This window comes from Pseudomonas sp. PDM27, from assembly GCF_019219205.1.
GTDB classification, from domain to species: Bacteria; Pseudomonadota; Gammaproteobacteria; order Pseudomonadales; family Pseudomonadaceae; genus Aquipseudomonas; species Aquipseudomonas laurylsulfatiphila.
On the sequence record NZ_JAHUWF010000002.1, the window covers coordinates 1 to 24750 of the forward strand.

At 59.8% G+C, this 24750-nt stretch carries 24 protein-coding genes; 8 read left to right on the forward strand and 16 right to left on the reverse strand.

Going from position 1 to position 24750, the window contains the following annotated elements; translation table 11 throughout:
- The 3 genes from KW838_RS05350 to ttcA form a co-directional block, all read right to left on the reverse strand.
- Positions 1 to 133, reverse strand: a 133-nt coding sequence (locus tag KW838_RS05350; protein WP_218500830.1) for a transposase, incomplete at its 3' end; no start/stop codon positions are given.
- 132 nt (positions 134 to 265) lie between these two features.
- Complete coding sequence (locus KW838_RS05355; RefSeq protein ID WP_102699793.1) at positions 266 to 940, reverse strand: DNA-3-methyladenine glycosylase I; 675 nt, start codon at positions 938 to 940, stop codon at positions 266 to 268.
- Between the two features lie 136 nt (positions 941 to 1076).
- Positions 1077 to 1901: a tRNA 2-thiocytidine(32) synthetase TtcA gene (ttcA, locus tag KW838_RS05360; protein WP_015096458.1), complete on the reverse strand. Its 825-nt coding sequence runs from the start codon at positions 1899 to 1901 to the stop codon at positions 1077 to 1079.
- Positions 1902 to 2245: 344 nt separating this feature from the next.
- Here ttcA and KW838_RS05365 point away from each other — a divergent pair, with 344 nt between their 5' ends.
- Together KW838_RS05365 and KW838_RS05370 are read left to right on the forward strand one after the other, a co-directional pair.
- A complete protein-coding gene (locus tag KW838_RS05365) occupies positions 2246 to 2848 on the forward strand; it encodes a Yip1 family protein (protein ID WP_015096459.1) in 603 nt (200 codons plus the stop codon).
- Between the two features lie 157 nt (positions 2849 to 3005).
- Complete coding sequence (locus tag KW838_RS05370; protein ID WP_007980095.1) at positions 3006 to 3500, forward strand: SprT family zinc-dependent metalloprotease; 495 nt, start codon at positions 3006 to 3008, stop codon at positions 3498 to 3500.
- A gap of 120 nt (positions 3501 to 3620) precedes the next feature.
- On the opposite strand, the gene KW838_RS05375 is transcribed toward KW838_RS05370, so the two are convergent.
- Positions 3621 to 4802: a CaiB/BaiF CoA-transferase family protein gene (locus tag KW838_RS05375; RefSeq protein ID WP_218500630.1), complete on the reverse strand. Its 1182-nt coding sequence runs from the start codon at positions 4800 to 4802 to the stop codon at positions 3621 to 3623.
- A 144-nt stretch (positions 4803 to 4946) separates the two neighbouring features.
- Positions 4947 to 6281 carry a dicarboxylate/amino acid:cation symporter gene (locus KW838_RS05380; protein ID WP_218500631.1) on the reverse strand — a complete coding sequence of 445 codons (1335 nt, stop codon included), beginning with the start codon at positions 6279 to 6281 and terminating at the stop codon, positions 4947 to 4949.
- A gap of 338 nt (positions 6282 to 6619) precedes the next feature.
- Between KW838_RS05380 and KW838_RS05385 the strand changes: the two genes are divergently transcribed.
- Complete coding sequence (locus KW838_RS05385; protein ID WP_218500632.1) at positions 6620 to 7618, forward strand: AraC family transcriptional regulator; 999 nt, start codon at positions 6620 to 6622, stop codon at positions 7616 to 7618.
- 147 nt (positions 7619 to 7765) lie between these two features.
- Here the strand turns inward: KW838_RS05385 and KW838_RS05390 are convergent, their stop codons facing one another.
- The 3 genes from KW838_RS05390 to KW838_RS05400 all read right to left on the reverse strand — a co-directional run bounded on the left by KW838_RS05390 (position 7766) and on the right by KW838_RS05400 (position 10509).
- A complete protein-coding gene (locus tag KW838_RS05390; protein WP_102699797.1) occupies positions 7766 to 9112 on the reverse strand; it encodes an ATP-binding protein in 1347 nt (448 codons plus the stop codon).
- Positions 9109 to 9786, reverse strand: coding sequence for a response regulator transcription factor (locus tag KW838_RS05395; RefSeq protein ID WP_007980106.1), 678 nt, complete (start codon positions 9784 to 9786; stop codon positions 9109 to 9111). The genes KW838_RS05390 and KW838_RS05395 overlap by 4 nt, the downstream gene beginning before the upstream one ends.
- A gap of 120 nt (positions 9787 to 9906) precedes the next feature.
- Entirely contained in the window at positions 9907 to 10509 is a 603-nt protein-coding gene (locus KW838_RS05400; RefSeq protein ID WP_102699798.1) for a hypothetical protein, read from the reverse strand.
- 146 nt (positions 10510 to 10655) lie between these two features.
- Here KW838_RS05400 and KW838_RS05405 point away from each other — a divergent pair, with 146 nt between their 5' ends.
- Positions 10656 to 11447 carry a dienelactone hydrolase family protein gene (locus tag KW838_RS05405; protein WP_102699799.1) on the forward strand — a complete coding sequence of 264 codons (792 nt, stop codon included), beginning with the start codon at positions 10656 to 10658 and terminating at the stop codon, positions 11445 to 11447.
- Positions 11448 to 11599: 152 nt separating this feature from the next.
- A complete protein-coding gene (locus KW838_RS05410) occupies positions 11600 to 12319 on the forward strand; it encodes a 4'-phosphopantetheinyl transferase (RefSeq protein ID WP_218500633.1) in 720 nt (239 codons plus the stop codon).
- Between the two features lie 126 nt (positions 12320 to 12445).
- On the opposite strand, the gene KW838_RS05415 is transcribed toward KW838_RS05410, so the two are convergent.
- Both KW838_RS05415 and KW838_RS05420 read right to left on the reverse strand, forming a co-directional pair.
- Positions 12446 to 14056 carry an ATP-binding protein gene (locus KW838_RS05415; RefSeq protein WP_102699802.1) on the reverse strand — a complete coding sequence of 537 codons (1611 nt, stop codon included), beginning with the start codon at positions 14054 to 14056 and terminating at the stop codon, positions 12446 to 12448.
- A complete protein-coding gene (locus KW838_RS05420; RefSeq protein ID WP_102699803.1) occupies positions 14053 to 14775 on the reverse strand; it encodes a response regulator in 723 nt (240 codons plus the stop codon). The genes KW838_RS05415 and KW838_RS05420 overlap by 4 nt, the downstream gene beginning before the upstream one ends.
- Positions 14776 to 15515: 740 nt before the next feature.
- On the opposite strand from KW838_RS05420, the gene KW838_RS05425 reads away from it, so the two are divergent.
- Positions 15516 to 18407 carry a ribonucleoside-diphosphate reductase subunit alpha gene (locus KW838_RS05425; protein ID WP_102699804.1) on the forward strand — a complete coding sequence of 964 codons (2892 nt, stop codon included), beginning with the start codon at positions 15516 to 15518 and terminating at the stop codon, positions 18405 to 18407.
- 261 nt (positions 18408 to 18668) lie between these two features.
- Here KW838_RS05425 and flgE read toward each other — a convergent pair whose 3' ends face one another.
- From flgE to flgB, 4 genes are read right to left on the reverse strand one after another with little or no spacing between them, the layout of a single operon-like run.
- Positions 18669 to 20000 carry a flagellar hook protein FlgE gene (flgE, locus tag KW838_RS05430; protein WP_217836142.1) on the reverse strand — a complete coding sequence of 444 codons (1332 nt, stop codon included), beginning with the start codon at positions 19998 to 20000 and terminating at the stop codon, positions 18669 to 18671.
- Between the two features lie 31 nt (positions 20001 to 20031).
- Positions 20032 to 20754: a flagellar hook assembly protein FlgD gene (gene flgD / locus KW838_RS05435; protein ID WP_102699806.1), complete on the reverse strand. Its 723-nt coding sequence runs from the start codon at positions 20752 to 20754 to the stop codon at positions 20032 to 20034.
- Positions 20755 to 20769: 15 nt separating this feature from the next.
- Complete coding sequence (gene flgC / locus KW838_RS05440) at positions 20770 to 21213, reverse strand: flagellar basal body rod protein FlgC (RefSeq protein WP_007937507.1); 444 nt, start codon at positions 21211 to 21213, stop codon at positions 20770 to 20772.
- A gap of 3 nt (positions 21214 to 21216) precedes the next feature.
- A complete protein-coding gene (flgB, locus tag KW838_RS05445; RefSeq protein ID WP_218500634.1) occupies positions 21217 to 21624 on the reverse strand; it encodes a flagellar basal body rod protein FlgB in 408 nt (135 codons plus the stop codon).
- Positions 21625 to 21678: 54 nt separating this feature from the next.
- On the opposite strand from flgB, the gene KW838_RS29455 reads away from it, so the two are divergent.
- Positions 21679 to 21813, forward strand: coding sequence for a hypothetical protein (locus KW838_RS29455; RefSeq protein WP_256358753.1), 135 nt, complete (start codon positions 21679 to 21681; stop codon positions 21811 to 21813).
- 177 nt (positions 21814 to 21990) lie between these two features.
- Here KW838_RS29455 and cheR read toward each other — a convergent pair whose 3' ends face one another.
- Positions 21991 to 22818, reverse strand: a complete 828-nt coding sequence (cheR, locus tag KW838_RS05450; protein ID WP_102699808.1) for a protein-glutamate O-methyltransferase CheR — start codon at positions 22816 to 22818, stop codon at positions 21991 to 21993.
- Positions 22819 to 22863: 45 nt separating this feature from the next.
- On the reverse strand, positions 22864 to 23796 hold the full coding sequence (locus tag KW838_RS05455) for a chemotaxis protein CheV (protein WP_015096472.1): 933 nt from the start codon (positions 23794 to 23796) through the stop codon (positions 22864 to 22866).
- Between the two features lie 83 nt (positions 23797 to 23879).
- Here KW838_RS05455 and flgA point away from each other — a divergent pair, with 83 nt between their 5' ends.
- A complete protein-coding gene (gene flgA, locus KW838_RS05460; protein WP_218500635.1) occupies positions 23880 to 24638 on the forward strand; it encodes a flagellar basal body P-ring formation chaperone FlgA in 759 nt (252 codons plus the stop codon).
- Positions 24639 to 24750: the final 112 nt, after the last annotated feature.

Here is a 24750-nt window from a genome sequence, read left to right on the forward strand (position 1 = left end):
GCAGAACCCAGCGGCGCAGAGCCGTAGGGCCCACCCCGGTGGCCTCACAGGCTTTAGGTATGGAGTAATTCATCTCCACTACCAAGCGGATGGCTTCCGCTTTTTCCTCAGATGTAACAACCCGATACCCCATGATGCGTCCTTAAGTCGATGCTCCTACATCATGGTCCAAAAATGTTCGACCACTACACGGCAGCTCCTACAGGTTTACACATTCCCCTGTAGGAGCTGCCGAAGGCTGCGATCTTTTTGGCCACCCACCCCCTCAATGATTGACGGTATACGCCAGCATCATCGAAATCTGGCTCATCGGCCGCCCGCCACTTTCCTCATGCCACTGGTTGAACACGTCCTGCACCAACGCCAGGTCGCGCAGACTGCTCGGCACCTTGTCGATGATGTCTTGCGCATTCAGCGCCGCGACCACGTCGTAGCTCGGCACAAAGGTGTCCTTGCCGATCATCCGCAGGAAGCGCGGGGCTGACAGGCCACCCAACTGATGTCCGCGTTTTTTCAGGAAGGTCCAGAGCCCGACGATATCGGTCACCGGCCAGTCGGCGATCAGTTCGCCGAAGCTGCCCTTTTCATGGGCCACGTCCAGTATGAACTGCGCGTTGCGCGGCACACTCTTGAGCTTGCCCAGGTGCCGGATGATCCGCGTGTCCTGCATCAGCCGCTCAAGGTGCTCGGCACTCATCAGCACGACTTTTTCCGGATCGAACCTGAAGAACACTTCTTCGAAGGCTGGCCACTTGGCGTCCACCAGGCTGTGCTTGAGCCCGGCGCGGAATACCCGTAGCGCCATCATCGAAAGGTAGCGATCGTCGCTGATCTTGCGCAATTGCGCCGGGGTTTTGGGAACGGGCAGATGGGCTTCCAGTTCAGCCGCCGAACCGAAACGGTTCAGGCAGTATTCATTGAGCCACTTGTAATCGCGCATGCCCTCTCCAGTAATCTGAAATAAAACGAAAAAACCTGTGGGAGCGAGCTTGCTCGCGATAGCAGTGTGTCATTCAACATTGAAGTCGACTGACATGGCGCAATCGCGAGCAAGCTCGCTCCCACAGTAGTTGTGGTTAGAGGTTGACCACGTTGACGAAGCGCGATGCGGCGCTTTCGTCGATCTTGAGGCTGGTGAAGTCAAACAGGTTGCGGTCCGCCAGTTGCGATGGGATCACGTTCTGCAGGCTGCGGAAAATGCTCTCGGTACGGCCCGGGGTCTTGCGTTCCCAGTCCTGCAGCATTTCCTTGACCACCTGACGCTGCAGGTTTTCCTGGGAACCACAGAGGTTGCACGGAATGATCGGGAATTGCTTGAAGTCCGAGTAGGCCTGGATGTCTTTTTCGTTGCAGTAGGCCAGCGGGCGAATCACCACGTTTCGACCATCGTCGGCGCGCAGCTTCGGCGGCATGGCCTTGAGCGAACCGTTGAAGAACATGTTCAGGAAGAACGTTTCGACGATGTCGTCGCGGTGGTGACCCAGGGCCATCTTGGTCGCGCCAATTTCATCGGCGAAGGTGTAGAGCGTGCCGCGACGCAGGCGCGAGCACAGCGAGCACGTGGTCTTGCCTTCCGGAATCAGCTCCTTGACCACCGAATACGTGTCTTTCTCGACGATGTGGTACTCGATACCCAGTTCTTTCAGGTAGGCCGGCAGCACGTGCTCCGGGAAGCCCGGCTGCTTCTGATCCATGTTCACGGCCACGATCTCGAACTTGATCGGCGCGACCTTCTGCAAGTGCATCAGCACATCGAGCATGGTGTAGCTGTCCTTGCCACCGGACAGGCAGACCATGACCTTGTCGCCGTCTTCAATCATGTTGAAATCGGCAACCGCCTCACCGGCCTGTCGGCGAAGGCGCTTTTGCAGTTTGTTCTGGTTGACCGTGAGAGTGCCCATGACGCGAAATCCGTGAGGTGTGACGAAAGGCGGGCATTTTACGCAAAAAAACGACCCGTAGGAGCTGCCGAAGGCTGCGATCTTTTGATTTTGATCTTCGATGGCGCTGAAATCATCAAAGATCAAAAGATCGCAGCCTTCGATAGCTTCTACAGACGCAACCGCGATTAGGCCTAGTGTTTACAGCGCGATTTGCTCTAAAGCCCCTGCTCCACCCGGGGAAACTCCTCCCTATACTGCGACATAAGGTCGCTTACATATTTCAGACCTGTGACTTGCTTGGCCGCATTGGCCCGTAGGCGCTCCACTGGGGGGCGACGGTAAAGACAAGAGGAGTGACTGGCATGATCCATCACGTAGTGGGGCTCTTCACCCACCCTGACCAAGAATGGAAAGAAATCCGTGGCGACCAGGAGGAAAGCATCAGCCACATGTACCTGACCCATACGCTGATCCTGGCGGCCATCCCCGCCGTGTCTGCCTTCATTGGCACCACACAGGTCGGCTGGGTCATCGGCAATCGGCCTCCCGTGATGTTGACCGTAGAAAGCGCGATATGGATGACGGTCATGTCGTACCTGGCGATGCTCGGGGGTGTAGCGGTAATGGGCGCATTCATTCACTGGATGGCCCGCACCTATGACGCCAACCCAAGCCTCGCCCGCTGCATTGCGTTTGCAACCTACACCGCGACCCCCTTGTTCATCGGCGGCCTCGCGGCCCTGTACCCGCACTTGTGGCTGGGGATGATCGTCGGCACCGCAGCCATCTGCTACACGGTGTACTTGCTGTATGTGGGCTTACCGACCTTCATGAACATTCCATCTGACGAGGGCTTCCTGTTTTCAAGTTCGGTGCTTGCCGTAGGCCTGGTGGTGCTGGTCGCCATCATGGCGTTCACTGTGATTGTCTGGGGACTCGGCGTGGGGCCGGTCTACACCAACTAGCCGCTCATCACCGAAAATCAGAAATGCCGATAAAGGCCGCCGCGAGGCGGCCTTTTCATTCTTCAGCAACGAGAAAGCCCACGACCATTCGGCAACCTGGTGATTCGCAAGGCCCGAGGGTTGCGGCATACTCGACCGCTCTGGAGATCCATCAAGCATGCCCGAGCAACTCAATTCCCGCGTCGAAGACTGTTTCCAACTAGCCGAATCCTTTTTCAAACGACCTTTCAAGCGCCCTGTGGTGAGCCTCAAGCTGCGCGGGCAAAAAGCCGGTGTCGCGCATTTGCACGAGAACCTGCTGCGCTTCAATCCGCAGCTGTACCGGGAGAATACCGAGGATTTCCTCAAGCAGACCGTGGCCCATGAAGTCGCGCACCTGATCGCCCACCAGCTGTTCGGCGACCGCATCCAGCCCCATGGCGAAGAGTGGCAATTGATCATGCGCGGCGTATACGAACTGCCGCCCAACCGCTGCCACACCTATGACGTCAAACGCCGCAGCGTGACCCGCTACATCTACAAATGCCCGTGCGCCGACAGCGACTTCCCGTTCTCGGCCCAACGCCACAGCCTGGTGCGGCAAGGGCGCCGGTACCTGTGCCGGCGGTGTCGCAACACCTTGGTGTTCAGTGGGGAGATGCGGGTCGAGTAGTTGGATTTTCGGTGTTTGTGCGGCCGCCTTCGCGAGCAGGCTCGCTCCCACACTGGGTTTGTGTCACGCCGCCGATCCCCTGTGGGAGCGAGCCTGCTCGCGATGGCGGCCTGACAGGCCCTAGAGAATCACTTTGGCTCGCCGTAATTCAGCAATCCGCTCAGCACCAAACCCCAACTCCCCCAACACCTGATCGGTATGCTGCCCCAGCGCCGCGCCGATATGCTTCGGCTCAGGCAACCCCTCTGAAAACTTCAGCGGACAAGCCATCTGCGCCTGGGTTGAACCATCGTCCCGCGGCACGTCGGTCACCAACTCCCGCGCTTGCAACTGCGGATGACACAGCGCTTCTCCCAGGCTCAACATCGGTTCGACGCACGCATCCAGTTCCGCGAACAGCGCACGCAACTCGGCAAAATCATGCTTTTCGAATTCGACCTTCAACGCGTCTTTCAGCTTTTTCTGATGCGCCGGTTGCGGTGACAGGCCCAGGCCAGCCAGTTCTTCCAGCCCCAATGCCGTGCACAACTGCTTCATGAACACCGGCTCCAGGCTGCCCACCGACAGCCAGCGCCCATCCCGAGAGCGGTAGTAATCGTAAAAGCTGCCGCCGTTGAGCACCTGGTTTTCCGGCCCCGGCTCGACGCCACAGGCCAGATATCCGGCACCCGCCAGCGCATTCAGGCTGAACGCGCAGTCGGTCATGCTGACATCCAGGTGCTGGCCCTGACCGGTTTGCTGCCGGGCGATGACCGCCGCCAGCAGGCCAATCACCCCGTGCAGCGAGCCACCGGCGACATCCGCCACCTGCATGCCCAACGGCAGTGGCCCACTGTCGGTTCGGCCGGTGTAACTCGCCAGCCCGGACAAGGCCAGATAGTTGATGTCGTGGCCGGCGCGGTCCTTGTAGGGACCGGTCTGGCCGTAGCCGGTGATCGACACATAAATCAGCTTTGGGTTGATCGCCTTCAGAGCCTCATACCCCAGCCCCAGTCGATCCATGACACCGGGGCGGAATTGCTCCAGCACGATGTCGTAGTCCTGCAACAGATGCTTGATGACATCCAGCGCCTCAGGCTGTTTGAGATCCAGGGCGAGGCTGCGCTTGTTGCGGTTGAGGTAGGCATGACTGGCCGACACCCCTTGATCGTGGGGCGGCAATACCCGCAGCAGATCCATGCGGGTCGGTGATTCGATGCGCAACACTTCGGCGCCCATGTCCGCCAGCAGCAACGAAGCGAACGGCCCCGGCAGCAGTGTCGAGAAATCCAGAACCTTGAGTGATGCCAATGGACCGAGCATGAACGTTCTCCCTTAACAATGCCCACAGCCTAGGCAGCCGATCGCTTTGCGGCAATCACCTTATGCGCCACGTGCAGTGACCGTTACGCTCAATCCGCAGGCAACAAAAAACCCGCCGAAGCGGGTTTTTCATCAGGACAAGGCTTACTTGGCGTTAGCCGGGGCTACCTCTTCGACGTGGCCCAAAACATCGTCTTTAGGCTCGTCGGCAATGCCGCGACCGCCCGAAGCCAGTTCGGCTTGCAGCACGTCGGTGTCCAGTTCCTTGACCCATTTGGCCACAACGATGGTCGCCACGGCGTTACCGATCAGGTTGGTCAGGGCACGGGCTTCGGACATGAAACGGTCGATACCGAGGATCAGCGCCAAGCCGGCAACTGGCAGGTGGCCGACGGCGGACAGCGTTGCAGCCAGTACGATGAAACCACTACCGGTCACACCCGCAGCGCCTTTGGAGGACAGCAGCAACACCACCAGCAGGGTGATCTGATGCGTGATGTCCATGGGCGTATCGGTGGCCTGGGCAATGAACACCGCGGCCATGGTCAGGTAGATGGCGGTACCGTCGAGGTTGAACGAATAGCCGGTCGGGATCACCAGGCCTACTACGGATTTCTGTGCACCCAGACGCTCCATCTTGATCAGCATGCGTGGCAGCACCGATTCCGAAGAGGAAGTACCGAGCACGATCAGCAGTTCCTCACGGATGTAGCGGATCATTTTCAGAACGCTGAAACCGTGCAGGCGGGCGATGGAGCCCAACACGATCAGGATGAACAGCAGGCATGTGATGTAGAAGCACGCCATCAGTTGACCCAGTTGCACCAGCGAGCCGACACCGTAGGCACCGATGGTGAACGCCATGGCACCGAAGGCACCGATCGGCGCGAGCTTCATGATCATGTTGATGATGTTGAACATCACGTGGGCGAAGCGATCGATGAAGTCCAGCAGCGGCTTGCCGTAGGCACCCAGGCGATGCAGGGCGAAACCGAAGATCACCGAGAACATCAGCACTTGCAGGATGTCGCCGGTGGCGAAGGCGCCGACGATGGTGGTCGGGATCACGTTCAGCAGGAAGCCGACGACGCTTTGGTCAGCACCGGCTGCAACATAAGTGGCAATCTTGGAGGCATCGAGGGTGGCGACGTCGATGTGCATGCCATTGCCCGGCTGCACGATGTTGACCACGACCAGACCGACCAGCAAGGCAATGGTCGACACGATCTCGAAGTACAGCAGCGCGTAGCCACCTGTCTTGCCGACCGACTTCATGTTCTGCATGCCGGCGATGCCGCTGACAACGGTACAGAAGATGATCGGGGCGATGATCATTTTGATCAACTTGATGAACCCGTCGCCCAGTGGCTTAACGGCCACACCGAGCTGTGGATAGTAGTGGCCGAGAGCGATACCGATGACAATTGCAACGATCACCTGGAAATACAGGGATTTGTACAGTGGCTGACGAGTCGTCATTGCAAAGTTCCTCAAGGGTGCCCGGTGACAACATCCATCTGTTGCCCGCAACACCGCAATTGCGAACCCTCCTGCACTGGAGGGATTTGTTTTTTCGAGCTGCGCAACGGCAGGCCTCTGCACGTTGTATCGCAAGGCCCGTGCCACCTTCCGTAAAATACCTGCAAGCCTTTTGATATCAGGGGTCGCAGCAAATTCCCTGTCACCGGACGGTTACATGCATGTGGCGGATTTCCGCCCTTCCACTAAAAGTCGTCCTGCAATTTGGCGGATATCCGCCCTGTTCATGCCCGCAGCGCGCAGCTACCATCCGTCGTTCAACGGTCAGATCTGCTGCCATGCGCGAACGCACCATCGCCAGTCATTTCGCCCGCGCCGTTCTCGGGGGGGCGCGTCGACACGGCTACGACTACTCGAGACTGCTGCAACAACTGGGAATCAGCCCCGAGCTGCTGGACGAACCGCGGGCGCGCATCGCTCCGGAGCAGTTCACCCAGTTGATCAAGGCCTTATGGCTGGCACTGGACGACGAGTACCTGGGTTTTGGGCAAGCCCCGAGCAAACCGGGTAGCTTCGCGATGATGTGTCATGCCGTCATCCACTGCCGCAATCTGGATAAGGCACTCAATCGCGGCTTATTGTTTTATAGCCTATTCCCCGGGGCTCCGCGTTTGACCCTGACTCACGAGGACGAATGGGTCCGCCTGAGCCTGGACGACTCGCAGCTTTGGGACCCGGACCACTTTCTGACCGAGGCTCTGCTGGTGATCTGGCACCGTTTCGGCAGCTGGCTGATCGGCCAGCGCATTCGCCTGGAACAGGCCACGTTCAGCTACCCGCGACCGGAACACGGCGCCGAGTACGACCTGCTGTTTTCCTGCCCGCTTGAGTTTTCACGCCCCCAGAGCAGCCTGTTGTTTCACAACCGCTACCTGGCCATGCCGCTGTTGCAGGATGAGCGCACCCTCAAGCATTTTCTTGAGCACTCCCCGGCCAACCTGCTTTCGCGTCCGGATGACGGCGACAGCCTGAGCAGCCGCTTGCGGCGCTTACTCAGCCGCGACAGTTCACGCTGGCCAGACCTGGAAGCCGTGGCCGCGCACCTGCACATCAGCCCGCAAACCTTGCGCCGGCATTTGCGTGACGAGGGCACGAGCTTTCAGGAATTGAAGGACCAGTTGCGCCGGGACATCGCGATTTACCACCTGAGCCGCGCTGACCTGTCGTTGCAACAGATCGCCGAGCAATTGGGGTTTTCCGAACCGTCGGCGTTTCACCGGGCGTTCAAGAAGTGGACCGGGCTGACACCGGGGGCTTATCGGGCGCAGGAACACTGAGTTTCAAGGCCGATTTTTTGCTGTCTTCACTGGCCTCTTCGCGAGCAGGCTCGCTCCCACAATTAATCAGTGTCGTTCACAAAAAAGTGTTCACCGCTAATCCCTGTGGGAGCGAGCCTGCTCGCGATGGCGTCCGATAAAACACCGCTAAACCACCGGAAAATGAATCCGGAACGCCGCCCCGCCCATCGGTGAATCACCCAGGGTCAGCTGGGCGCTGTAGCTCTCGATGATGTCCTTGACCACCGCCAGGCCGATGCCCTGTCCCGGATGCTGACGGTCCAGCCGCTCGCCGCGCTCGAGAATCCGTGCGCGCTGATCCAGCGGTACGCCGGGGCCGTCGTCCTCGACACACAACTCGGTGCCGCTGAGGGTTTCACGCACGCTGATGCGTATTTCGCCGAGGCACAGCCGATAGGCGTTTTCCAGCAGGTTACCCATCATTTCCAGTAAAGCGCCCTGCTCGATCGGTACATGGCACGGGTCGGGCAGGTCGAACGCGACGTGCACGCGCTTGTCGCGATAGACCTTGTCCAGCGTGTCGCACAGACTTTTCAGCACCGGGTGCAAGTGCACCTGATGACGTACCAGACCGCTCTTGCGCAAGCTGGCGCGCTGCAACTGGTAGCTGATCTGCTGGCTCATTCGCTCGATCTGGGTTTGCAGCACCCAGGCCTGATCGCGATCCTCGGGACGCTGGGCCATGTCTTCACTGACGCCCTGCAACACCGCCAGCGGCGTTTTCAGGCTATGGGCCAGGTCGTCGAGGGAATCACGGTAGCGACTGCGCTGCTCACGTTCACTGTGCAGCAAACGGTTGAGGGAACCGGTCAGGCGCAGCAATTCCCGGGGATGTTCCTCGCTGAGGCTTTCGCGGGTGCCACCTTCGATCTGGTCCAGCTCCTGACTCAAGCGTCGCAATGCCTGCAAGCCCCAGGTCAGGCCGATCCACAGTAACGCCAACAGCACCAGCAGTGCCGCACCAAAACCCAGATAGAGATTTTCCCGCAAGCCTTCGAGGGTCAGTTCGTACTCGCGAACCGGCTGCAACGCCACGATGCTGAAGGCTGCACTTTTGCCGCCGAGCAACTTGACCTCGACGTCGTAGACGAAGAATTCCTGGCCGTTGGCTTCGCGGATCCGCGCAAACTCGCTACCACGTCCGTCATAGCGTGGCTTGTAATTGATGCGTTCTTCCCGGGTCGCCTTTGAGCGCCAGACCAGGCGCCCTTCACGGTCATAGATATAGCCGAGCAGTCGGCTATCGGTGAGATTGAAGCGCTCGTCGGGCAATTGCGCCGGCATCTGCAAGCTGTTGTTCTCGACTCGAGCGGCGGAGATCAACGTGGTCACGTCCGATGCCAGACGCTGCTCGATGGAGTCCTGCAACGCCAGGCTGAAGGCACCCTGCATCGCCGGCAGCAACGCCAGCATGAACAACACCGCCAACAGCGTGGCGGCGAGCATCAAGCGAATGCGCAGCGAACGGATCAAGTGCAACGCTCATTGAACAGGTAGCCAAGGCCGCGCACGGTGTCGATTGGCTTGAAGCCACCCGGCCCCTCCAGTTTGCGGCGCAGACGGCCGACCAGCACCTCGATCACATTCGGATCACGCTCGTCGTCATCCGGGTAGAGCTGTTCCATCAAGCGGTCCTTGGGCACCACTTGCTGATGGTGGCGCATCAGGTATTCGAGAATGCGGTACTCATACGCGGTCAGTGCCAGCGGCTGTTCGTCGAGGGACGCCTGCTTGCGATTGAGATCCAGCAGCAAGGGACCGGCGACGATGGTCGACTGGGTGAAACCGCTGGAGCGGCGCAGCAAGGCGTTCAGGCGAGCTTCCAGCTCTTCGAACTGGAACGGCTTGACCACGTAATCGTCGGCACCGGCGGCCAGGCCTTCGACCTTGTCCTGCCAGTTGCCGCGCGCGGTGAGGATCAGGATGGGGAAGGTCTTGCCACCTGAACGCAACTGGCGAATCAGGTCGAGCCCGCTCATGCCCGGCAGACCGAGGTCGATCACCGCCAGGTCAAAGTTGAATTGCGCGGTCTGGTACAGCGCCTCCTCGGCGTTGGCCACGGACTCGACCACATGGCCGCTCTCCGTCAGGCGGGTTTTCAGGTGATGACGCAGCAACGCTTCATCTTCGACGACCAGCAGTTTCATAACGCTCTCCCGGGCAAATCAACATCTCCAGAGGCGCAACGTCGCACCTCAATGGCTAACATGGCTACGCCGGATCAGTCACTCGGACTGATCCGGCGCAGGCCGCTCACGAAAAGCTTGTCAGAAAGCGTAGTTGGCGGACAGGTAGGTCTGGGCGCTGCTGGTCAGGTCCAGCGAACCCAGCTTGCTGCCACCGCGCTCGCTCATCTCGGTGCTGGCGTTGCTGCGCAGGTAACGGTAACCCAGTTCAACCGAGGTGTTCTGCGAAACCTGTTGCAGCACACCCACCTGGCCACCGATGGCGTAGCCGATATTGCTGTCGCGGCTGAAGCCTGGTGACTCCTGGGTCATTTTGGTCAGGCCCGCCGTGGCGCCGCCGAACAATTTGGTGCTACCACCCACCGGGTAGAACAGATCGTAGCTGCCCAGGAGGTTTTCCTGACGCAGTTTAATGCCGTTGTGCGAGCCCGACACGTTGTCGTAAGTGGCGTAGTAACGGCCCTGGTTATTCTGCTGGCCCAGACGAACACCCCAGGTGGTGTCCTTGCCGATCACACCATCGGCGTTCGGGTGATTGAGGTTGTCGTTCAGGGCGTGGGATTTTTTGATCTTGTCGCTGGTCTGTCCAAGAGTAAGGCTGGCGAAGTTGTCGTTGGAGGCGAAGGCTGCGGTGCTTGCGCCCAGAACCGTGAATGCCAGAAGCAGTTTTTTGAATGCAGTCATTGGGGAATTTCCTTATGTGCCGTTTGTTTTTGGGGTACGAGGCAAGGTTACGCACCGCGCCCTGAACTCCCCCTGAACGCACTCTGAACCTGGGCTGAACCGCCCTTTCCCGAATGTTTTGACACGTTTCAACAGGAGATCCGACCATGCGCATGTTCTTCGCTGTCTTCCTGCTGGCCTTGAGCGGGCTCAGCCAGGCTGCCATCCAGACCCGGGAAATCCCCTACCAAAGTGCCGACGGCACGAAAATGATGGGCTACTACGCCTACGACGACACCCTCAAGGGCCCGCGCCCCGGGGTCGTGGTGGTGCATGAGTTCTGGGGCCTGAACGACTACGCCAAGCGCCGCGCCCGGGATCTCGCCGGCCTGGGCTACAGCGCCCTGGCCATCGACATGTACGGTGACGGCAAAAATACCGAGCACCCCAAAGACGCCATGGCCTTCATGCAAGCCGTGGCAAAAGACAGTGCCGTGTCGAGCGCGAGGTTTCAGGCCGGGCTCGACCTGTTGAAAAAACAACCGCAGACCGATCCGCATAAAATAGCCGCCATCGGCTACTGCTTCGGCGGTGCCGTGGTGCTCAATGCCGCCAGACAGGGCGTGCCATTGGCAGGCGTGGTGAGTTTCCATGGCGCGTTGGCGACCCAGACGCCGGCAACGCCAGGCAGCGTCAAGGCGAAGATTCTGGTGGAACACGGAGCGCTGGACAGCATCGTCACCCCGGAAAACATCACGGCCTTCAAGAGCGAGATGGACAAGGCCGGCGCCGACTACACATTTGTCAGCCTCGACGGCGCCAAGCATGGGTTCACCAATCCGGATGCCGATCGGTTGAGCCATGGCGATCATGGCGGACCGGACATTGGCTACAACAAGGCCGCCGATGAAAAATCGTGGGCGGACATGCAAGCGTTCTTCAAAAAGATTTTTGGCTGAACCGGTAGACCGCTTCGCGAGCAGGCTCGCTCCCACAGGAATTTTGCAAGCGACACAAATCCACTGTGGGAGCGAGCCTGCTCGCGAAGGCGGCAGCACCAATCTGAAGCTTTGCACTACCCAGACCCAATGCAACCCGGCAAAATGCCGACATGAATCCAGCACTGCCCGCCTGCTGCACCCCCCTCGATGACCACTGGCCGCTGCCGTTCGTGCTGCCCGATACGGTCCTGTTGAGCACTCACTTCGATAGCGCCCGACTGGCCAGCGATGACTTTCAGCGCAGTGCTGTGGAAGTGCCGGCGAGCATTCAGCGCTCTGTTGCCAAACGGCAGGCGGAGTTTCTCGCCGGGCGGGTGTGTGCCCGGGCCGCGTTACAGCGTCTGGAAGGCTTGAGCGTCATTCCGGCCATTGGTGAAGACCGGGCACCGGTCTGGCCTGCTCATATCACGGGTTCGATCACCCATAGCACGGGCCGGGCCGCGGCGATTGTCGCGAACAAAAGCCATTGGCGCGGCTTGGGCATGGACCTGGAAAACCTGCTCAATGTCGAACGCGCCGAACGCCTGGCCAGGGAAATCCTCAACCCGCCGGAGCTACAGCGCATGGCGCTTGGCCCTCGCGAGCAACGGGCGTTGCTGGTGACCCTGACGTTCTCGGTCAAGGAAAGCCTGTTCAAGGCACTCTATCCGATCGTTCAGCAACGGTTTTATTTCGAACACGCCGAAGTGCTGGAATGGCGTGAGTCGGGTGAGGTGCGGTTGCGACTGCTCACGGATTTGTCCCGCGAATGGCGCAACGGCACCGAGCTGGATGCGCAGTTCGGGGTCAAGGATGGGCAGTTGTTGAGTCTGGTCAGTATCAAGGCCTGAGGTTTTTCGGCGCCTGTCAGGCCCTCATCGCGAGCAGGCTCGCTCCCACATTGGATCTAGGTCACACCACAAATCCCTGTGGGAGCGAGCCTGCTCGCGATGAGGACCGAACAGACAACACAAGGCTCAACGCTTCTCCTGATTACGCGGCCAGCTCAGGCTGAAACACGCCCCCCCCAGACTCTTGCTCTTGCCGATCAACGCACGCCCGTCATGCCAATGGATGATGCGCCGCACGATCGACAACCCCAACCCATGCCCGCCAGACGCACGGGTTCGGCTGTCGTCCAGACGCAAGAACGGCGTGAAGATCTTCTCCCACGCCGACTCCGGCACCCCCGGCCCGTCATCCTCGATATCCACCCGGCAGCGTTGCTGCCCCACCTGATAGCTGATGGTCACCCGTGATTGCGCATGGCGCATGGCGTTGCTCACCAGGTTCTGGATCGCCCGGTGCAGATAACGCGGTTCGGCCTCGACCCAGGCATCGTCGTTATCGGCGGCCGACAGGCACAACCCCCGCTGTACCGTGACGTCGGCACGCAACGGCGCCAGCTCCTCAATCACCTGGTTGACCAAGGCATCCAGATCGATTCGCTGGAAGTTCAGTGCCGGAGAACCCTGCTCAAGGCGCGCGTAGGTCAGCATCTCGTCCACCAGCCGGTCGAGATCCTCGATGTCGTTGTCCATGCCCTGGCAGTATTTTTCCAGGGCTTGCGGCGTGGTGGCCGTGCCGATCATCTCCAGGCCAAAGCGCAGGCGCGCCACCGGCGTGCGCAATTCGTGGGACACCGCGCGCACCAGTTCGCGCTGGATCGCCAACAACTGCTGCAAGTGCTCGGCCATGCCGTTGAACGCCGAAGCCAGCCGTCCCACCGAGTCCGCGCCGCGCGCCGGCACACGGGTTTCCAGGCTGCCCTGGGCAATGCGCGTGGCGGCTGCCTCCAGGCCACGCAAACGGCGCTCGAGCTGGCGCACCAACAGATAAACGATCAAACCGATCAGCGTCAGGCCCAGTGCGGCGATCAGCACCAGCCATTGCGGGGGATAAGGATTCATCTGATACAACGGGCCGATTTCCAGGACCCACGGCGTGCCGACCATGCCGGCAAACACCCGGATCGAGTCGCCTTCCTTGCCCAGCGCCATCACGGTGTCGCCCTCGGACACCCGGCGGCTCTGGTCTTCGTCCATGTCCGCCTCATCAACCGTGACCAGGCGCAGATCGAAGCCAAAGCCCTTGTCTTGCTTCAAGTGCGCCAGGCGCATGGGCTGATCGGCTACGGGGGTGCGCACCAGCTCATCGGTCAACAGGTAGATGGTCGCCCGGGCCAGTTGCTCGCTGATCTGCTGCACTTCCCCGGTCAGCATCAACTGTTCCTTGTCGCTGACCAGCTTGTAGACCTTCGCCGCGTGCGGGCCGGTCTGTTCCACCAATGCCTGGCCGCGCAACACACGAGTGCGCTGGGTAAGGTCCAGGTCAGTCTCGGTAAAGGTTTTCAGTGCCAGCGGAATGCCCAGCAAGCGCTCCCACACCAGCAAGGCCCGATGGCGCTCGGTCTGGTTCATCGGTTGCAGGTTGTCGGCCATCAGCGAAAACGTGCCATGGGCCAGGCGCTCGCGGTATTGCTCGCTGCGCACCTGATTGAGCAGGTGCAAGGCCAGCACACCGAGCACCGCCACCAGAATCAGCGCGGCACACATGCCGCCATAGATACGCAGGAAGATCGAGTTCACAGGGTCTGGTCTACGCAAGCCTCGGGAACGAACAGATAGCCTTTGCTGCGCACGGTCTTGATCAACCGTGGATGCTCCGGGTCATCGCCGATCTTGGGACGGATGCGCGAGATGCGCACGTCGATGGAGCGGTCCTGACCGTCATAACCGATACCTCGCAGCGCAGTGAAGATCTCTTCCCGGGACAGAATGCGCCCGGCATTGGCCACCAACAGCCAGAGCAAGTCGAATTCGGCGCTGGTCAGTTCGATGCCGTTGCCCTGCAACCAGGCTTCGCGCAAGGCGTTGTCGACGATCAGCGGGCCGAACTGCAGACGCCGCTGTTTTTCCGGGGCGACTTCGGGTGTTTCGCTACGGCGCAGCAGGGCCTGGATGCGCGCCAGCAGCAAGCGCGGGCGTACCGGTTTGCAGACATAGTCGTCAGCCCCCAGATCCAGGCCGAGAATCTGGTCGGTATCATCGGTGCGGGCGGTGAGCATCAGGATCGGGCCGTCGTAACGGGCGCGGACCTTGCGGCAAATGCTCAGGCCATCTTCACCGGGGAGCATCAGGTCGAGAATCACCAGGTCCGGTTGTTCCTTGATAATGCGGTTCGCAGCGAGGGCACCATTCCCTTCGATCGACACACGCAGGCCATTGGCTTCCAGGTAATCGCGGGTCAGTTCGGCCAGTCGCTGGTCGTCCTCCACAATCAATACCTGCCAGGCTTCTTGCTCCACGGGTGACCTCTGCTTGCCAAAAACACTAATAAGGAAGGATCCGCCCGTCTTTTTGTAATGATTCGGGGGGATAAATATGTATACACGCTGGGCCGAATGTATAAACGCCGTCCGTCGAGAACACAAGCGGGTAAATGCGTTCGGACAATGCGTTTTTTTGTGATAGGGTTCGCGCCCTTAAAAATCCGACCGAGCGTTTTCGATCGTGGAAAATCGCTGAAAAAAGGTCCGGTCCAGCAGCGTCGCGGCCTACACGCCGGTTCCCTCTTTCACACACAATTTACGCACAGGTTTATCCACAGGTAGTACGTTGCAATCCCCCCCTAAAACGCATTATCTTGTACCCCGGCGCTAAAAAAACCCTAGATATAGGGTTTTGCGCAAAAAACCAAACACAAACCAGACACCAATTTCAAGCGCTTTTATTGCCTCTGTCCGGTTGAACCAGACGTATTTTCGAAAGACCAAACCGCGCATGCGGATGGCTACTGTGTTTCGGCCCCGAGTGGTGAAAACGGTACGGGTGTTGCAGTCCCAACTGTCACCTGCAAAGGACCAAGGTTTCAGGCCCAAGGCGTGAGACCAAAGACTTCGGCATGGAAGCGGCGCCCCATAAAGCCCCCTTCCTACTGTCCCGAAGTTGTTATGCCCGGCGCTCGCCGGTTGTAGTGCTTCAGGACGGAACGGTGGGCACCGTGATGGTGCCCAAACAAACATAGAGAATGTGGAGACACTCCCCCATGCAAACCGACACAACTCGCGAGAACCCGCAGGGCACCTTGCCGCAGGCCGCTGATTCGAATTCGGATCTGTCCGCCACCGCGCCTGGCCAACTGCGCGTGATCAAGCGTAACGGCACTGTCGTTCCCTACACCGATGACAAAATCACCGTCGCCATCACCAAAGCGTTTCTCGCAGTTGAAGGCGGCACCGCTGCTGCCTCGTCGCGAATCCACGACACCGTTGCCCGCCTGACCGAACAGGTCACCGCGACCTTCAAGCGTCGCATGCCATCGGGCGGCACCATCCACATCGAAGAAATCCAGGACCAGGTCGAACTGGCCCTGATGCGTGCCGGCGAGCAGAAAGTCGCTCGCGACTACGTGATCTACCGTGATGCCCGTTCCAAGGAACGTGCCGTTCGTACCACCGAAGAGCCGGTACAAGCGCACCCGTCGATCCGCATCAGCCGTGCCGACGGCAGCCTGGCGCCGCTGGACATGGGCCGCCTGAACACCATCGTCACCGAAGCGTGCGAAGGCCTGGAAGAAGTCGACGGCGACCTGATCCAGCGCGAAACCCTGAAGAACCTGTACGACGGCGTGGCCCTGACCGACGTCAACACCGCCCTGGTGATGACTGCCCGTACCCTGGTTGAACGCGAGCCGAACTACTCGTTCGTGACCGCGCGCCTGCTGATGGACACCCTGCGTGCCGAAGGCCTGGGCTTCCTCGGCGTCGCCGAAAGCGCCACCCACCACGAGATGGTCGACCTGTACGCCAAGGCGCTGCCGGCCTACATCGCCAAGGGTATCGAATACGAGCTGCTGAACCCTGAGCTGGCCTCCTTCGACCTGGAAAAACTGGGCAAGGCGATCAACCACGAGCGCGACCAGCAATTCACCTACCTGGGCCTGCAAACCCTGTACGACCGTTACTTCATCCACAAGGATGGCGTGCGTTTCGAACTGCCGCAGATCTTCTTCATGCGCGTGGCCATGGGCCTGGCGATCGAAGAGAAAGACCGCGAAGCCCGTGCCATCGAGTTCTACAACCTGTTGTCGTCCTTCGACTACATGGCTTCGACCCCGACCCTGTTCAACGCCGGTACCCTGCGTCCACAGCTGTCGAGCTGCTACCTGACCACCGTGCCGGATGACCTGTCGGGCATCTATCACGCGATCCACGACAACGCCATGCTGTCGAAATTCGCGGGCGGCCTGGGCAACGACTGGACGCCGGTTCGTGCGCTGGGTTCGTACATCAAGGGCACCAACGGCAAATCCCAGGGCGTGGTTCCGTTCCTCAAAGTCGTCAACGACACCGCCGTTGCCGTTAACCAGGGTGGCAAGCGCAAAGGCGCTGTCTGTGCCTACCTGGAAACCTGGCACATGGACATCGAAGAGTTCATCGAACTCCGTAAGAACACCGGTGACGACCGTCGTCGTACCCACGACATGAACACCGCCAACTGGATCCCTGACCTGTTCATGAAGCGTGTCTTCGATGACGGCAAGTGGACCCTGTTCTCGCCATCCGAAGTGCCGGACCTGCACGACCTGACCGGCAAGGCCTTCGAAGAGCGCTACGAGTACTACGAAGCCCTGACCGAGTACCCGGGCAAGGTCAAGCTGTTCAAGACCATCCAGGCCAAAGACCTGTGGCGCAAAATGCTGTCCATGCTGTTCGAAACCGGCCACCCGTGGCTGACCTTCAAGGACCCGTGCAACCTGCGCAGCCCGCAGCAGCACGTCGGCGTGGTCCACAGCTCGAACCTGTGCACCGAGATCACCTTGAACACCAACAAGGACGAGATCGCCGTTTGCAACCTGGGCTCGATCAACCTGCCGAACCACATCGTCGACGGCAAGCTGGACACCGCCAAGCTGCAACGCACCGTGAACACTGCCGTGCGCATGCTCGACAACGTGATCGACATCAACTACTACTCGGTGCCGCAAGCGAAGAACTCCAACTTCAAGCACCGTCCAGTGGGCCTGGGCATCATGGGCTTCCAGGACGCCTTGTACCTGCAGCACATCCCTTACGGTTCCGACGCTGCCGTCGAGTTCGCCGACAAGTCGATGGAAGCGGTCAGCTACTACGCGATCCAGGCTTCCTGCGACCTGGCCGACGAGCGCGGCTCGTACGAGACGTTCCAGGGTTCGCTGTGGTCCAAAGGCATCCTGCCGCTGGATTCGCAACAGATCCTGATCGAAGCCCGTGGCCAGAAGTACATCGATGTCGACCTGAACGAAACCCTGGACTGGGCACCGGTTCGCGCCCGTGTACAGAAAGGCATTCGTAACTCCAACATCATGGCCATCGCACCGACCGCGACCATCGCCAACATCACCGGCGTATCGCAGTCGATCGAACCGACCTACCAGAACCTGTATGTGAAATCGAACCTGTCGGGCGAATTCACCGTGATCAACCCGTACCTGGTTCGCGACCTCAAGGCTCGCGGCCTGTGGGACTCGGTCATGATCAACGACCTGAAGTACTACGACGGTTCGGTGCAGCAGATCGAGCGCATTCCGCAAGAACTCAAAGAGCTCTATGCGACTGCCTTCGAAGTGGACACCAAGTGGATCGTCGACGCTGCCAGCCGTCGTCAGAAGTGGATCGACCAGGCTCAGTCGCTGAACCTGTACATCGCCGGCGCCTCGGGCAAGAAGCTGGACGTGACCTACCGCATGGCCTGGTACCGTGGCCTGAAAACCACTTACTACCTCCGTGCCCTGGCCGCGACCAGCACCGAGAAGTCGACCATCAACACCGGCAAGCTGAACGCTGTTTCCAGCGGCGGCAACCACGGTGAAGATTCGGTCCTGGCCGCGCCTGCCGGCCCTGCTCCAGTGCCAAAGGCTTGCGCCATCGACGAGCCGGATTGCGAAGCTTGCCAATAAGCTGAGCCGACAAGCGCCGCAAGACGCTTGCTCGAAACCCCCGATCTGCCTCTGGCGGGTCGGGGGTTTTCTTTTGCCTGTCTGTAGGAGCGAGCTTGCTCGCGATGGTCTTGAGGGCGCCGCGTGTATCCAGACAACACGCGTTATCGTTAACGACCATCGTCGGAACGCCGCCCGGAGCAAGCTCGCTCCCACAGGTCCTTCTTTCGAGCACAAAAAAGCCCCTCTCTCGAGGGGCTTTTTATGCAGCGCCGCCCAGCATCAAGCCATCTGAATGATGGTCTGCATGATGGTGCTCTCGGTAGAAATGGTCTTGGCGTTCGCCTGGTAGTTGCTCTGTCCCTTGATCAGGTCGACCAGTTCATTGGTCAGGTTGACGTTGGACTCTTCCAGGGAATTGGAAACGATCGAACCCAGGGTGCCAGTCTGCGGCGCATCGTAGCCCGGGATGCCCGAGGTGTAGGTTTCTTTCCAGCTGGAGCCGCCTACCGGTTGCAGGCCTTGCTCGTTGGTGAAGCTGGCCAGGGAAATCTGGCCGATCGGCTTGGTCTGGTTGTTGCTGAAGTTGGCCAGCAGCACACCGCTGCCGTCGATGGTCAGGTTGGTGATCTGGCCAGTGGCATAACCGTTCTGCGATGGAATCGAACGCGCGGTGTCAGCGTTGAACTGGGTGGTGTTGGCCATCGCGATGGTCAAGCCAGCCGGATCGGCTGCTGCGCCGTTTGCAGTCCAGACACCATTGGTGACACTGCCCGGAGTCCAGTTGGTGATCTTCAGGTCACTGCTGATCACCGAAGTCGGTGGCGTGGTTGGCGGCGTCACGGGTGTGCTGACCGAAGTCAGTTTGCCGGTGGCATCGAACGACATGGTCGAAGCAATCGGAGCGGTAACCTTTGGATCACTGCCATCGGGGTTGCGACCATCGATCAGGGTGTAGGTATCCCAGGTGTTTGCGCCCGTCTTGACCATGTATTGATCCATGGTGTGCTGGTTACCCTGAGTATCGAAAATCGGGGTACTGAACGACTTGGTAAAGGTCTCGGTCTTGGACGGGTCGAACTTGTTGGCCGCAACCGTCTGGTCGATCACCGGCGACGTGGAGTTCAGGTTGATCGTCGACGACACGTTGCTGGTGGACTTCGGCGCCAGGTTGGAGGTGTCGATCCGCAGGTCGGTCAGCACGCCGTTGACGATCTTGCCGTTGGAATCCACGCCGTAGCCTTGCAGGCGGGCGGTACCGTCGCTGTTGGTGACGTAGCCATCCTTGTCGGTCTTGAACGTACCGGCACGGGTGTAGGTCAGCGAACCGTTGTTGCTCAGGACAAAGAAACCGTTGCCCTGGATACCCATGTCGAGCACGTTGCCGGTGTTGCTCACGTCACCCTGGGTGAACTGCTGGGAAACGTTGGCCAGGCGCACGCCGTTGCCGACGGTCTTGCTGCCGGTGCCCAGGCGGGTCGCCGAGTACACGTCTTCGAACTCTGCACGGGACGACTTGAAACCGGTGGTCGCGACGTTGGCGATGTTGTTGCCGGTCACGTCCAGTTGTTTGTTGGCTGCAAAGAGACCGCTAAGGCCGATATTGAAAGACATCATCCACTCCTTTATGCCGGGTTAGTCGGCTTTACATACCAATGGTTTGTACTTTGGACAGGGCAACGCTGCCCAGCCCGGCCAGATTGAGCATCAACTCACCGCCGGTCTGGCTGATGGTCACGCTGTTGACGGTCGCGGGCAGGTTGGTGATCAACGCGACGGACTTGCCATCGATCGTGGTCGTGGCGCCGAAGGTGTAGGTGCCCGCAGGTACCGTCTCACCCGCATCGTTCTTGCCGTCCCAGATGAAGCTGGCGTTGCCGGCCTTCTGCGAACCGAGGTCGATGGTGCGCACGGTCTTGCCGGTTGAATCGGTGATCTTCAGGGTGGCGGACGCCACCGAAGACGGCACCACCACCGTGCCGCTGAGGCTCTTGGTGGTGTCGACCACAGCCTTGTCGCCCGGCGCGATGACCGAACGGCCGACCAGCGACGACGCCTGCAAGGCCTGGGACGAGTTGTAGTTGCTGGCCAGGCCGCTCACGGTGTCGTTGAGCGTGGTGATGCCTTCCAGGCTGCTGAACTGCGCCAGCTGGGCCACGAACGCACCGTTGTCCTGAGGCTCCAGCGGGTTCTGGTTTTTCAACTGGGTCACCAGCAACTGCAGGAACGCATCCTTGCCCAGGGCCTGGTTGCCCGATGCACTGCCGGCTGCCGAGGCGAGGCCGTCAGTCGTGGTGTTGGTCTTGATCGAAGAGTTGGCCAGGATGTCGTTGAGGCTCAAACCACTGGTGGAATCGGTAACACTCATCTGAGTCGCCCCTTATCACTGACCGAGGGTCAGGACTTTCTGCATCATGGTTTTGGCGGTGTTCATCATTTCGGCGTTGGTCTGGAACGAACGGCTCGCGGAAATCATGTCGGCCATTTCTTCAACCACGTTGACGTTCGGGTAGTAGACGTAGCCCTTGGCATCGGCGGCCGGATGGTTCGGCTCGTAGCGCGCCTCGAGATTGCTCTGGTCTTCAACCACACCCAGCACCTGCACGCCTTGGCCGGCGGCGTCCTGGTTCTGGAACAGCGAGTCGCTGCCGCCGCTCTGGCCGCCCTGGAACATGGTGGCGAACACCGGGTGACGCGCGCGGTAGGTCTGGTCGATGCTCGACGAGACGGTCTCGGCGTTGGCGATGTTCGAAGCGACGGTGTTCAAACGCGTGGTCTGCGCACTCATGCCGCTACCGGCAATGTTGAAAACACTGGATAGAGACATGGCTTACTCTCCGCGCAGGGCTGACACCAGCCCTTTGAATTTGCTGTTGAGCAGGGTGAAGCTGGCCTGGAAGTTGACCGCGTTTTCCGCGTAGTTCGACTGTTCCAGCTGAGCGTCCACGGTGTTCTGGTCGATCGACGGTTGCATCGGCGTGCGATAGAGCAACGACTCGTCGGCATTGCCCAGGCCTTCAGCTTCGATATGACGGTTGTTGGTCATGTTCAAGGCGAAGGTGCCGTTTTTGGTTTTCTCGTTCTGCTCGGCGAGCACTTTCGAGAAGTCCAGGTCCCGAGCCTTGTAGTTCGGGGTATCGGCGTTGGCGATGTTGTTGGCCAGGACTTCGGCACGCTGGGCGCGGAAGCCCAGGGCTTGTTCGTGGATACCGAGCGCTTTATCGAAGCTGATGCTCATGTCGGGAAACCTTCGGGTGACCTGATTTTTCGTAGGATCAACTTAGCAAGCCCCATGCCAATTCAAAAAAGCCCGGAAACCGGGGCTTTGCCGGACATGGCAACGCGGCAATGCCAGAAAAGCGGCAACGGTTTTCCGCCGCCTGCCGCTTTTCTGCCGCTTGGCACCGCTTACGAAGACACCAACTGACCCTGTGTGCGGGCTTGCCCGCGAAAGCGGTGTGTCAGGCAAAGTTGATATCGACTGACACGACGCCTTCGCGGGCAAGCCCGCTCCCACAGGGAGTAGGTGGTGCCCGTGAGAAATCAGCAGGCATAAAAAACGGGAGTCCCTGAGGACTCCCGTTTTTTGACAACAGCAGCGAAATCATTTCGCCTGGTAAATGATCCCCGGGCTGCACTGGACCATCTGGTAATGATCCGGCAATCCGTTCAACGCTTCGGAAGCACCGAGGAACAGGTATCCACCCGGCTTCAACGTGCTGTGGATGCGCAACAGGATGTCCTTCTTCACCTCGGCGGAGAAGTAGATCAGCACGTTGCGGCAGAACACGATGTCGAACTTGCCGAGGCCCGCGTAACTGTCCAGCAGGTTGAACGAACGGAACTCCACCCGGCTCTTGATCGGCGCCTTGATCGCCCAGCGTCCCGGCCCTTTCGGGTCGAAATAACGCTGCAGGCGCTCGGGCGACAGACCGCGGCCGATGGCCAGGCTGTCGTACTCGCCGGTCTTGCAGTTGTTCAGCATGGTGCCGGACAGGTCGGTGGCAACGATCTGTACGCCCATCCTCAACTGGCCCATGTTGACCCGTTCGAACTCGTCGATGGACATCGACAGCGAATAGGGTTCCTGGCCCGACGAGCACGCCGCCGACCAGATACGCAGGCGCTGGCCGGGGCTGGCCTTGATCGCTTCGGGCAGGACCTTGTTCTTCAAGACTTCAAACGGGTAGGTGTCACGAAACCACAGGGTTTCGTTGGTGGTCATGGCATCCACCACCTGTTCGCGCAAACCGCTGCGCGGCTGGGTCTGCATGCGCTGAACCAGCTCACCCAAAGACTTGATGCCTTGCTGTTCCATCAGTTTGTTGAGACGGCTGGAGACCAGGTACTGCTTGTTTTCACCGAGCAAAATGCCACAGGCTTTTTCCAGGAATACCCGGAACTGTTCGAAATCCAAATTACCCGTAGACAATGATGCCGCCTCTTAAATCGTGTTGACTGCCAGGGGCGCAGGCCCCTAGCTGATATCTGCTGCTTTGATCCGGTCGACTACCCGGGATGCCAGGTCATCAGGACGGAACTTGGCCAGGAAGTCATCGGCACCGACCTTCTTGACCATCGCCTGATTGAATACCCCCGACAACGAAGTATGCAGGATGATATGAAGCTTTTGCATGCGCGGGTCGTTGCGGATTTCCGCCGTCAGGGTGTACCCGTCCATCTCCGGCATCTCGATGTCGGAGATCATCATCAGGAACTCTTCTTCCGGCTTCTTGCCCTCGTCGACCAGTTTGCGCAGGTAGTCCAGCGCTTGCCGACCATCGTTCAACGCCACCACTTCGACGCCGACCGTTTGCAGGCAACGCGTGACCTGCTTGCGCGCCACCGATGAGTCGTCGACCGTCAGCACGCGCAACGAAAGCGCCTTGTGCTGGGTTTCGACATCCACCACGCCGACGGAAATCGCTTCCGGCGTAGGTGCCACTTCCGCGAGCACCTTCTCGACATCGATGATTTCCACCAACTGATTGTCGACCCGAGTCACCGCCGTGAGGTAGTGATCGCGTCCGGTGCCCTTGGGTGGCGGATGGATCTCCTCCCAGTTCATGTTGACGATGCGCTCCACCGAGCGCACCAGGAAACCCTGGGTCTTGGTGTTGTACTCCGTGATGATCACGAACGGATTGTTCTTGTCCTTCAACGCACCGGAGCCGGTCGCCATCGCCAGATCAAGGATCGGAATGGTCGCCCCCCGGATGTTCGCCACGCCGCACACGACAGGACTGGACTTGGGCATCAACGTCAGCTGAGGGCATTGCAGCACCTCCCGAACCTTGAATACGTTGATCCCGTACAGCTGCTGGCCGTCGAGACGGAACAACAACAGCTCAAGGCGATTCTGCCCCACCAGTTGCGTGCGCTGGTTTACCGAATCCATTACACCAGCCATGCCCAGACTCCTACACCAACGCCAAGTGTTGTTGCGACGCGCCTTCATCACTAAACGGCACGGCGCTTGCTTTTTTAATCGTTATGAACACAGAACCGACATTTTTTCGACGCCTGACCACACCCTATCGCAAATTGCTGGGCGTGCTGGCGGCTGTTTGCCTGTTCAACGCTGGCAGCCCTGCCCTTGCTGACGCGGTTACCTTGCCTGACATGCTTATCGGCGTCACTCAGGGCTTTCTTGAATTCACCGTAGAAGACTATCTGGCAACCAGTCAAACGGAAGGTCGCTACGAGATCCAGGTCAACCCGCTCGACCCGCGCATGCACATGCCCATGTGCGACAAGGAATTGACAGCAACCCTCGAGAGTCCCAAGCCGCTGGGACGGGTCACGGTCAAGGTCCGCTGCGAGGGCGCCTCCCCCTGGACTGTGTTCGTACCCGCTCAAGTCCGCCTGTTTCGCGATGTCGTGACCACCGCCCGGCCACTGCGTCGCGCCGCCATTGTCGAGCCCGGAGATGTGGTGCTGCGCGAGCGCGATATCAGCCTGATCAGCCAGGGCTACCTGACGTCCCTCGACCAGGCGATCGGGCAGCGATTGACCCGACCAATGGTCACCGACCAGGTGATTACCCTGGTGCATATCGAACAGGCCGAGGTGATCCGCAAGGGTGATCAGGTGGTGATTACCGCCCGCAGCGGTACGCTCAGCGTGCGCATGCCCGGCGAAGCCCTGTCGAACGGCAGCCTGAGCGAACAGATCCGGGTGAAAAACCTCAACTCCCAGCGAGTCATCAAGGCGCAGGTCATGGCGCCGGGGCAGGTGGAAGTGTCCATGTAAGGCGCTCTGCTCATCGGAATGTGGCGCTTGCCGCGGCTGTTCCCTAGACTGTGCTCCATGCAGGGCAAGCGCTGACGCGCGCGAGGTTCATTGAAAATGAGCCTAAAGTTTT

Bases quoted from the DNA above. Each gene is read 5' to 3' on its own strand.
- KW838_RS05355 (WP_102699793.1), bottom strand. From the start codon at position 940: ATGCGCGATTACAAGTGGCTCAATGAATACTGCCTGAACCGTTTCGGT.
- ttcA (WP_015096458.1), bottom strand. From the start codon at position 1,901: ATGGGCACTCTCACGGTCAACCAGAACAAACTGCAAAAGCGCCTTCGC.
- KW838_RS05365 (WP_015096459.1), top strand. From the start codon at position 2,246: ATGATCCATCACGTAGTGGGGCTCTTCACCCACCCTGACCAAGAATGG.
- KW838_RS05370 (WP_007980095.1), top strand. From the start codon at position 3,006: ATGCCCGAGCAACTCAATTCCCGCGTCGAAGACTGTTTCCAACTAGCC.
- KW838_RS05375 (WP_218500630.1), bottom strand. From the start codon at position 4,802: ATGCTCGGTCCATTGGCATCACTCAAGGTTCTGGATTTCTCGACACTG.
- KW838_RS05380 (WP_218500631.1), bottom strand. From the start codon at position 6,281: ATGACGACTCGTCAGCCACTGTACAAATCCCTGTATTTCCAGGTGATC.
- KW838_RS05385 (WP_218500632.1), top strand. From the start codon at position 6,620: ATGCGCGAACGCACCATCGCCAGTCATTTCGCCCGCGCCGTTCTCGGG.
- KW838_RS05395 (WP_007980106.1), bottom strand. From the start codon at position 9,786: ATGAAACTGCTGGTCGTCGAAGATGAAGCGTTGCTGCGTCATCACCTG.
- KW838_RS05400 (WP_102699798.1), bottom strand. From the start codon at position 10,509: ATGACTGCATTCAAAAAACTGCTTCTGGCATTCACGGTTCTGGGCGCA.
- KW838_RS05405 (WP_102699799.1), top strand. From the start codon at position 10,656: ATGCGCATGTTCTTCGCTGTCTTCCTGCTGGCCTTGAGCGGGCTCAGC.
- KW838_RS05410 (WP_218500633.1), top strand. From the start codon at position 11,600: ATGAATCCAGCACTGCCCGCCTGCTGCACCCCCCTCGATGACCACTGG.
- KW838_RS05425 (WP_102699804.1), top strand. From the start codon at position 15,516: ATGCAAACCGACACAACTCGCGAGAACCCGCAGGGCACCTTGCCGCAG.
- flgE (WP_217836142.1), bottom strand. From the start codon at position 20,000: ATGTCTTTCAATATCGGCCTTAGCGGTCTCTTTGCAGCCAACAAACAA.
- flgD (WP_102699806.1), bottom strand. From the start codon at position 20,754: ATGAGTGTTACCGATTCCACCAGTGGTTTGAGCCTCAACGACATCCTG.
- flgC (WP_007937507.1), bottom strand. From the start codon at position 21,213: ATGTCTCTATCCAGTGTTTTCAACATTGCCGGTAGCGGCATGAGTGCG.
- flgB (WP_218500634.1), bottom strand. From the start codon at position 21,624: ATGAGCATCAGCTTCGATAAAGCGCTCGGTATCCACGAACAAGCCCTG.
- KW838_RS29455 (WP_256358753.1), top strand. From the start codon at position 21,679: ATGCCAATTCAAAAAAGCCCGGAAACCGGGGCTTTGCCGGACATGGCA.
- KW838_RS05455 (WP_015096472.1), bottom strand. From the start codon at position 23,796: ATGGCTGGTGTAATGGATTCGGTAAACCAGCGCACGCAACTGGTGGGG.
- flgA (WP_218500635.1), top strand. From the start codon at position 23,880: ATGAACACAGAACCGACATTTTTTCGACGCCTGACCACACCCTATCGC.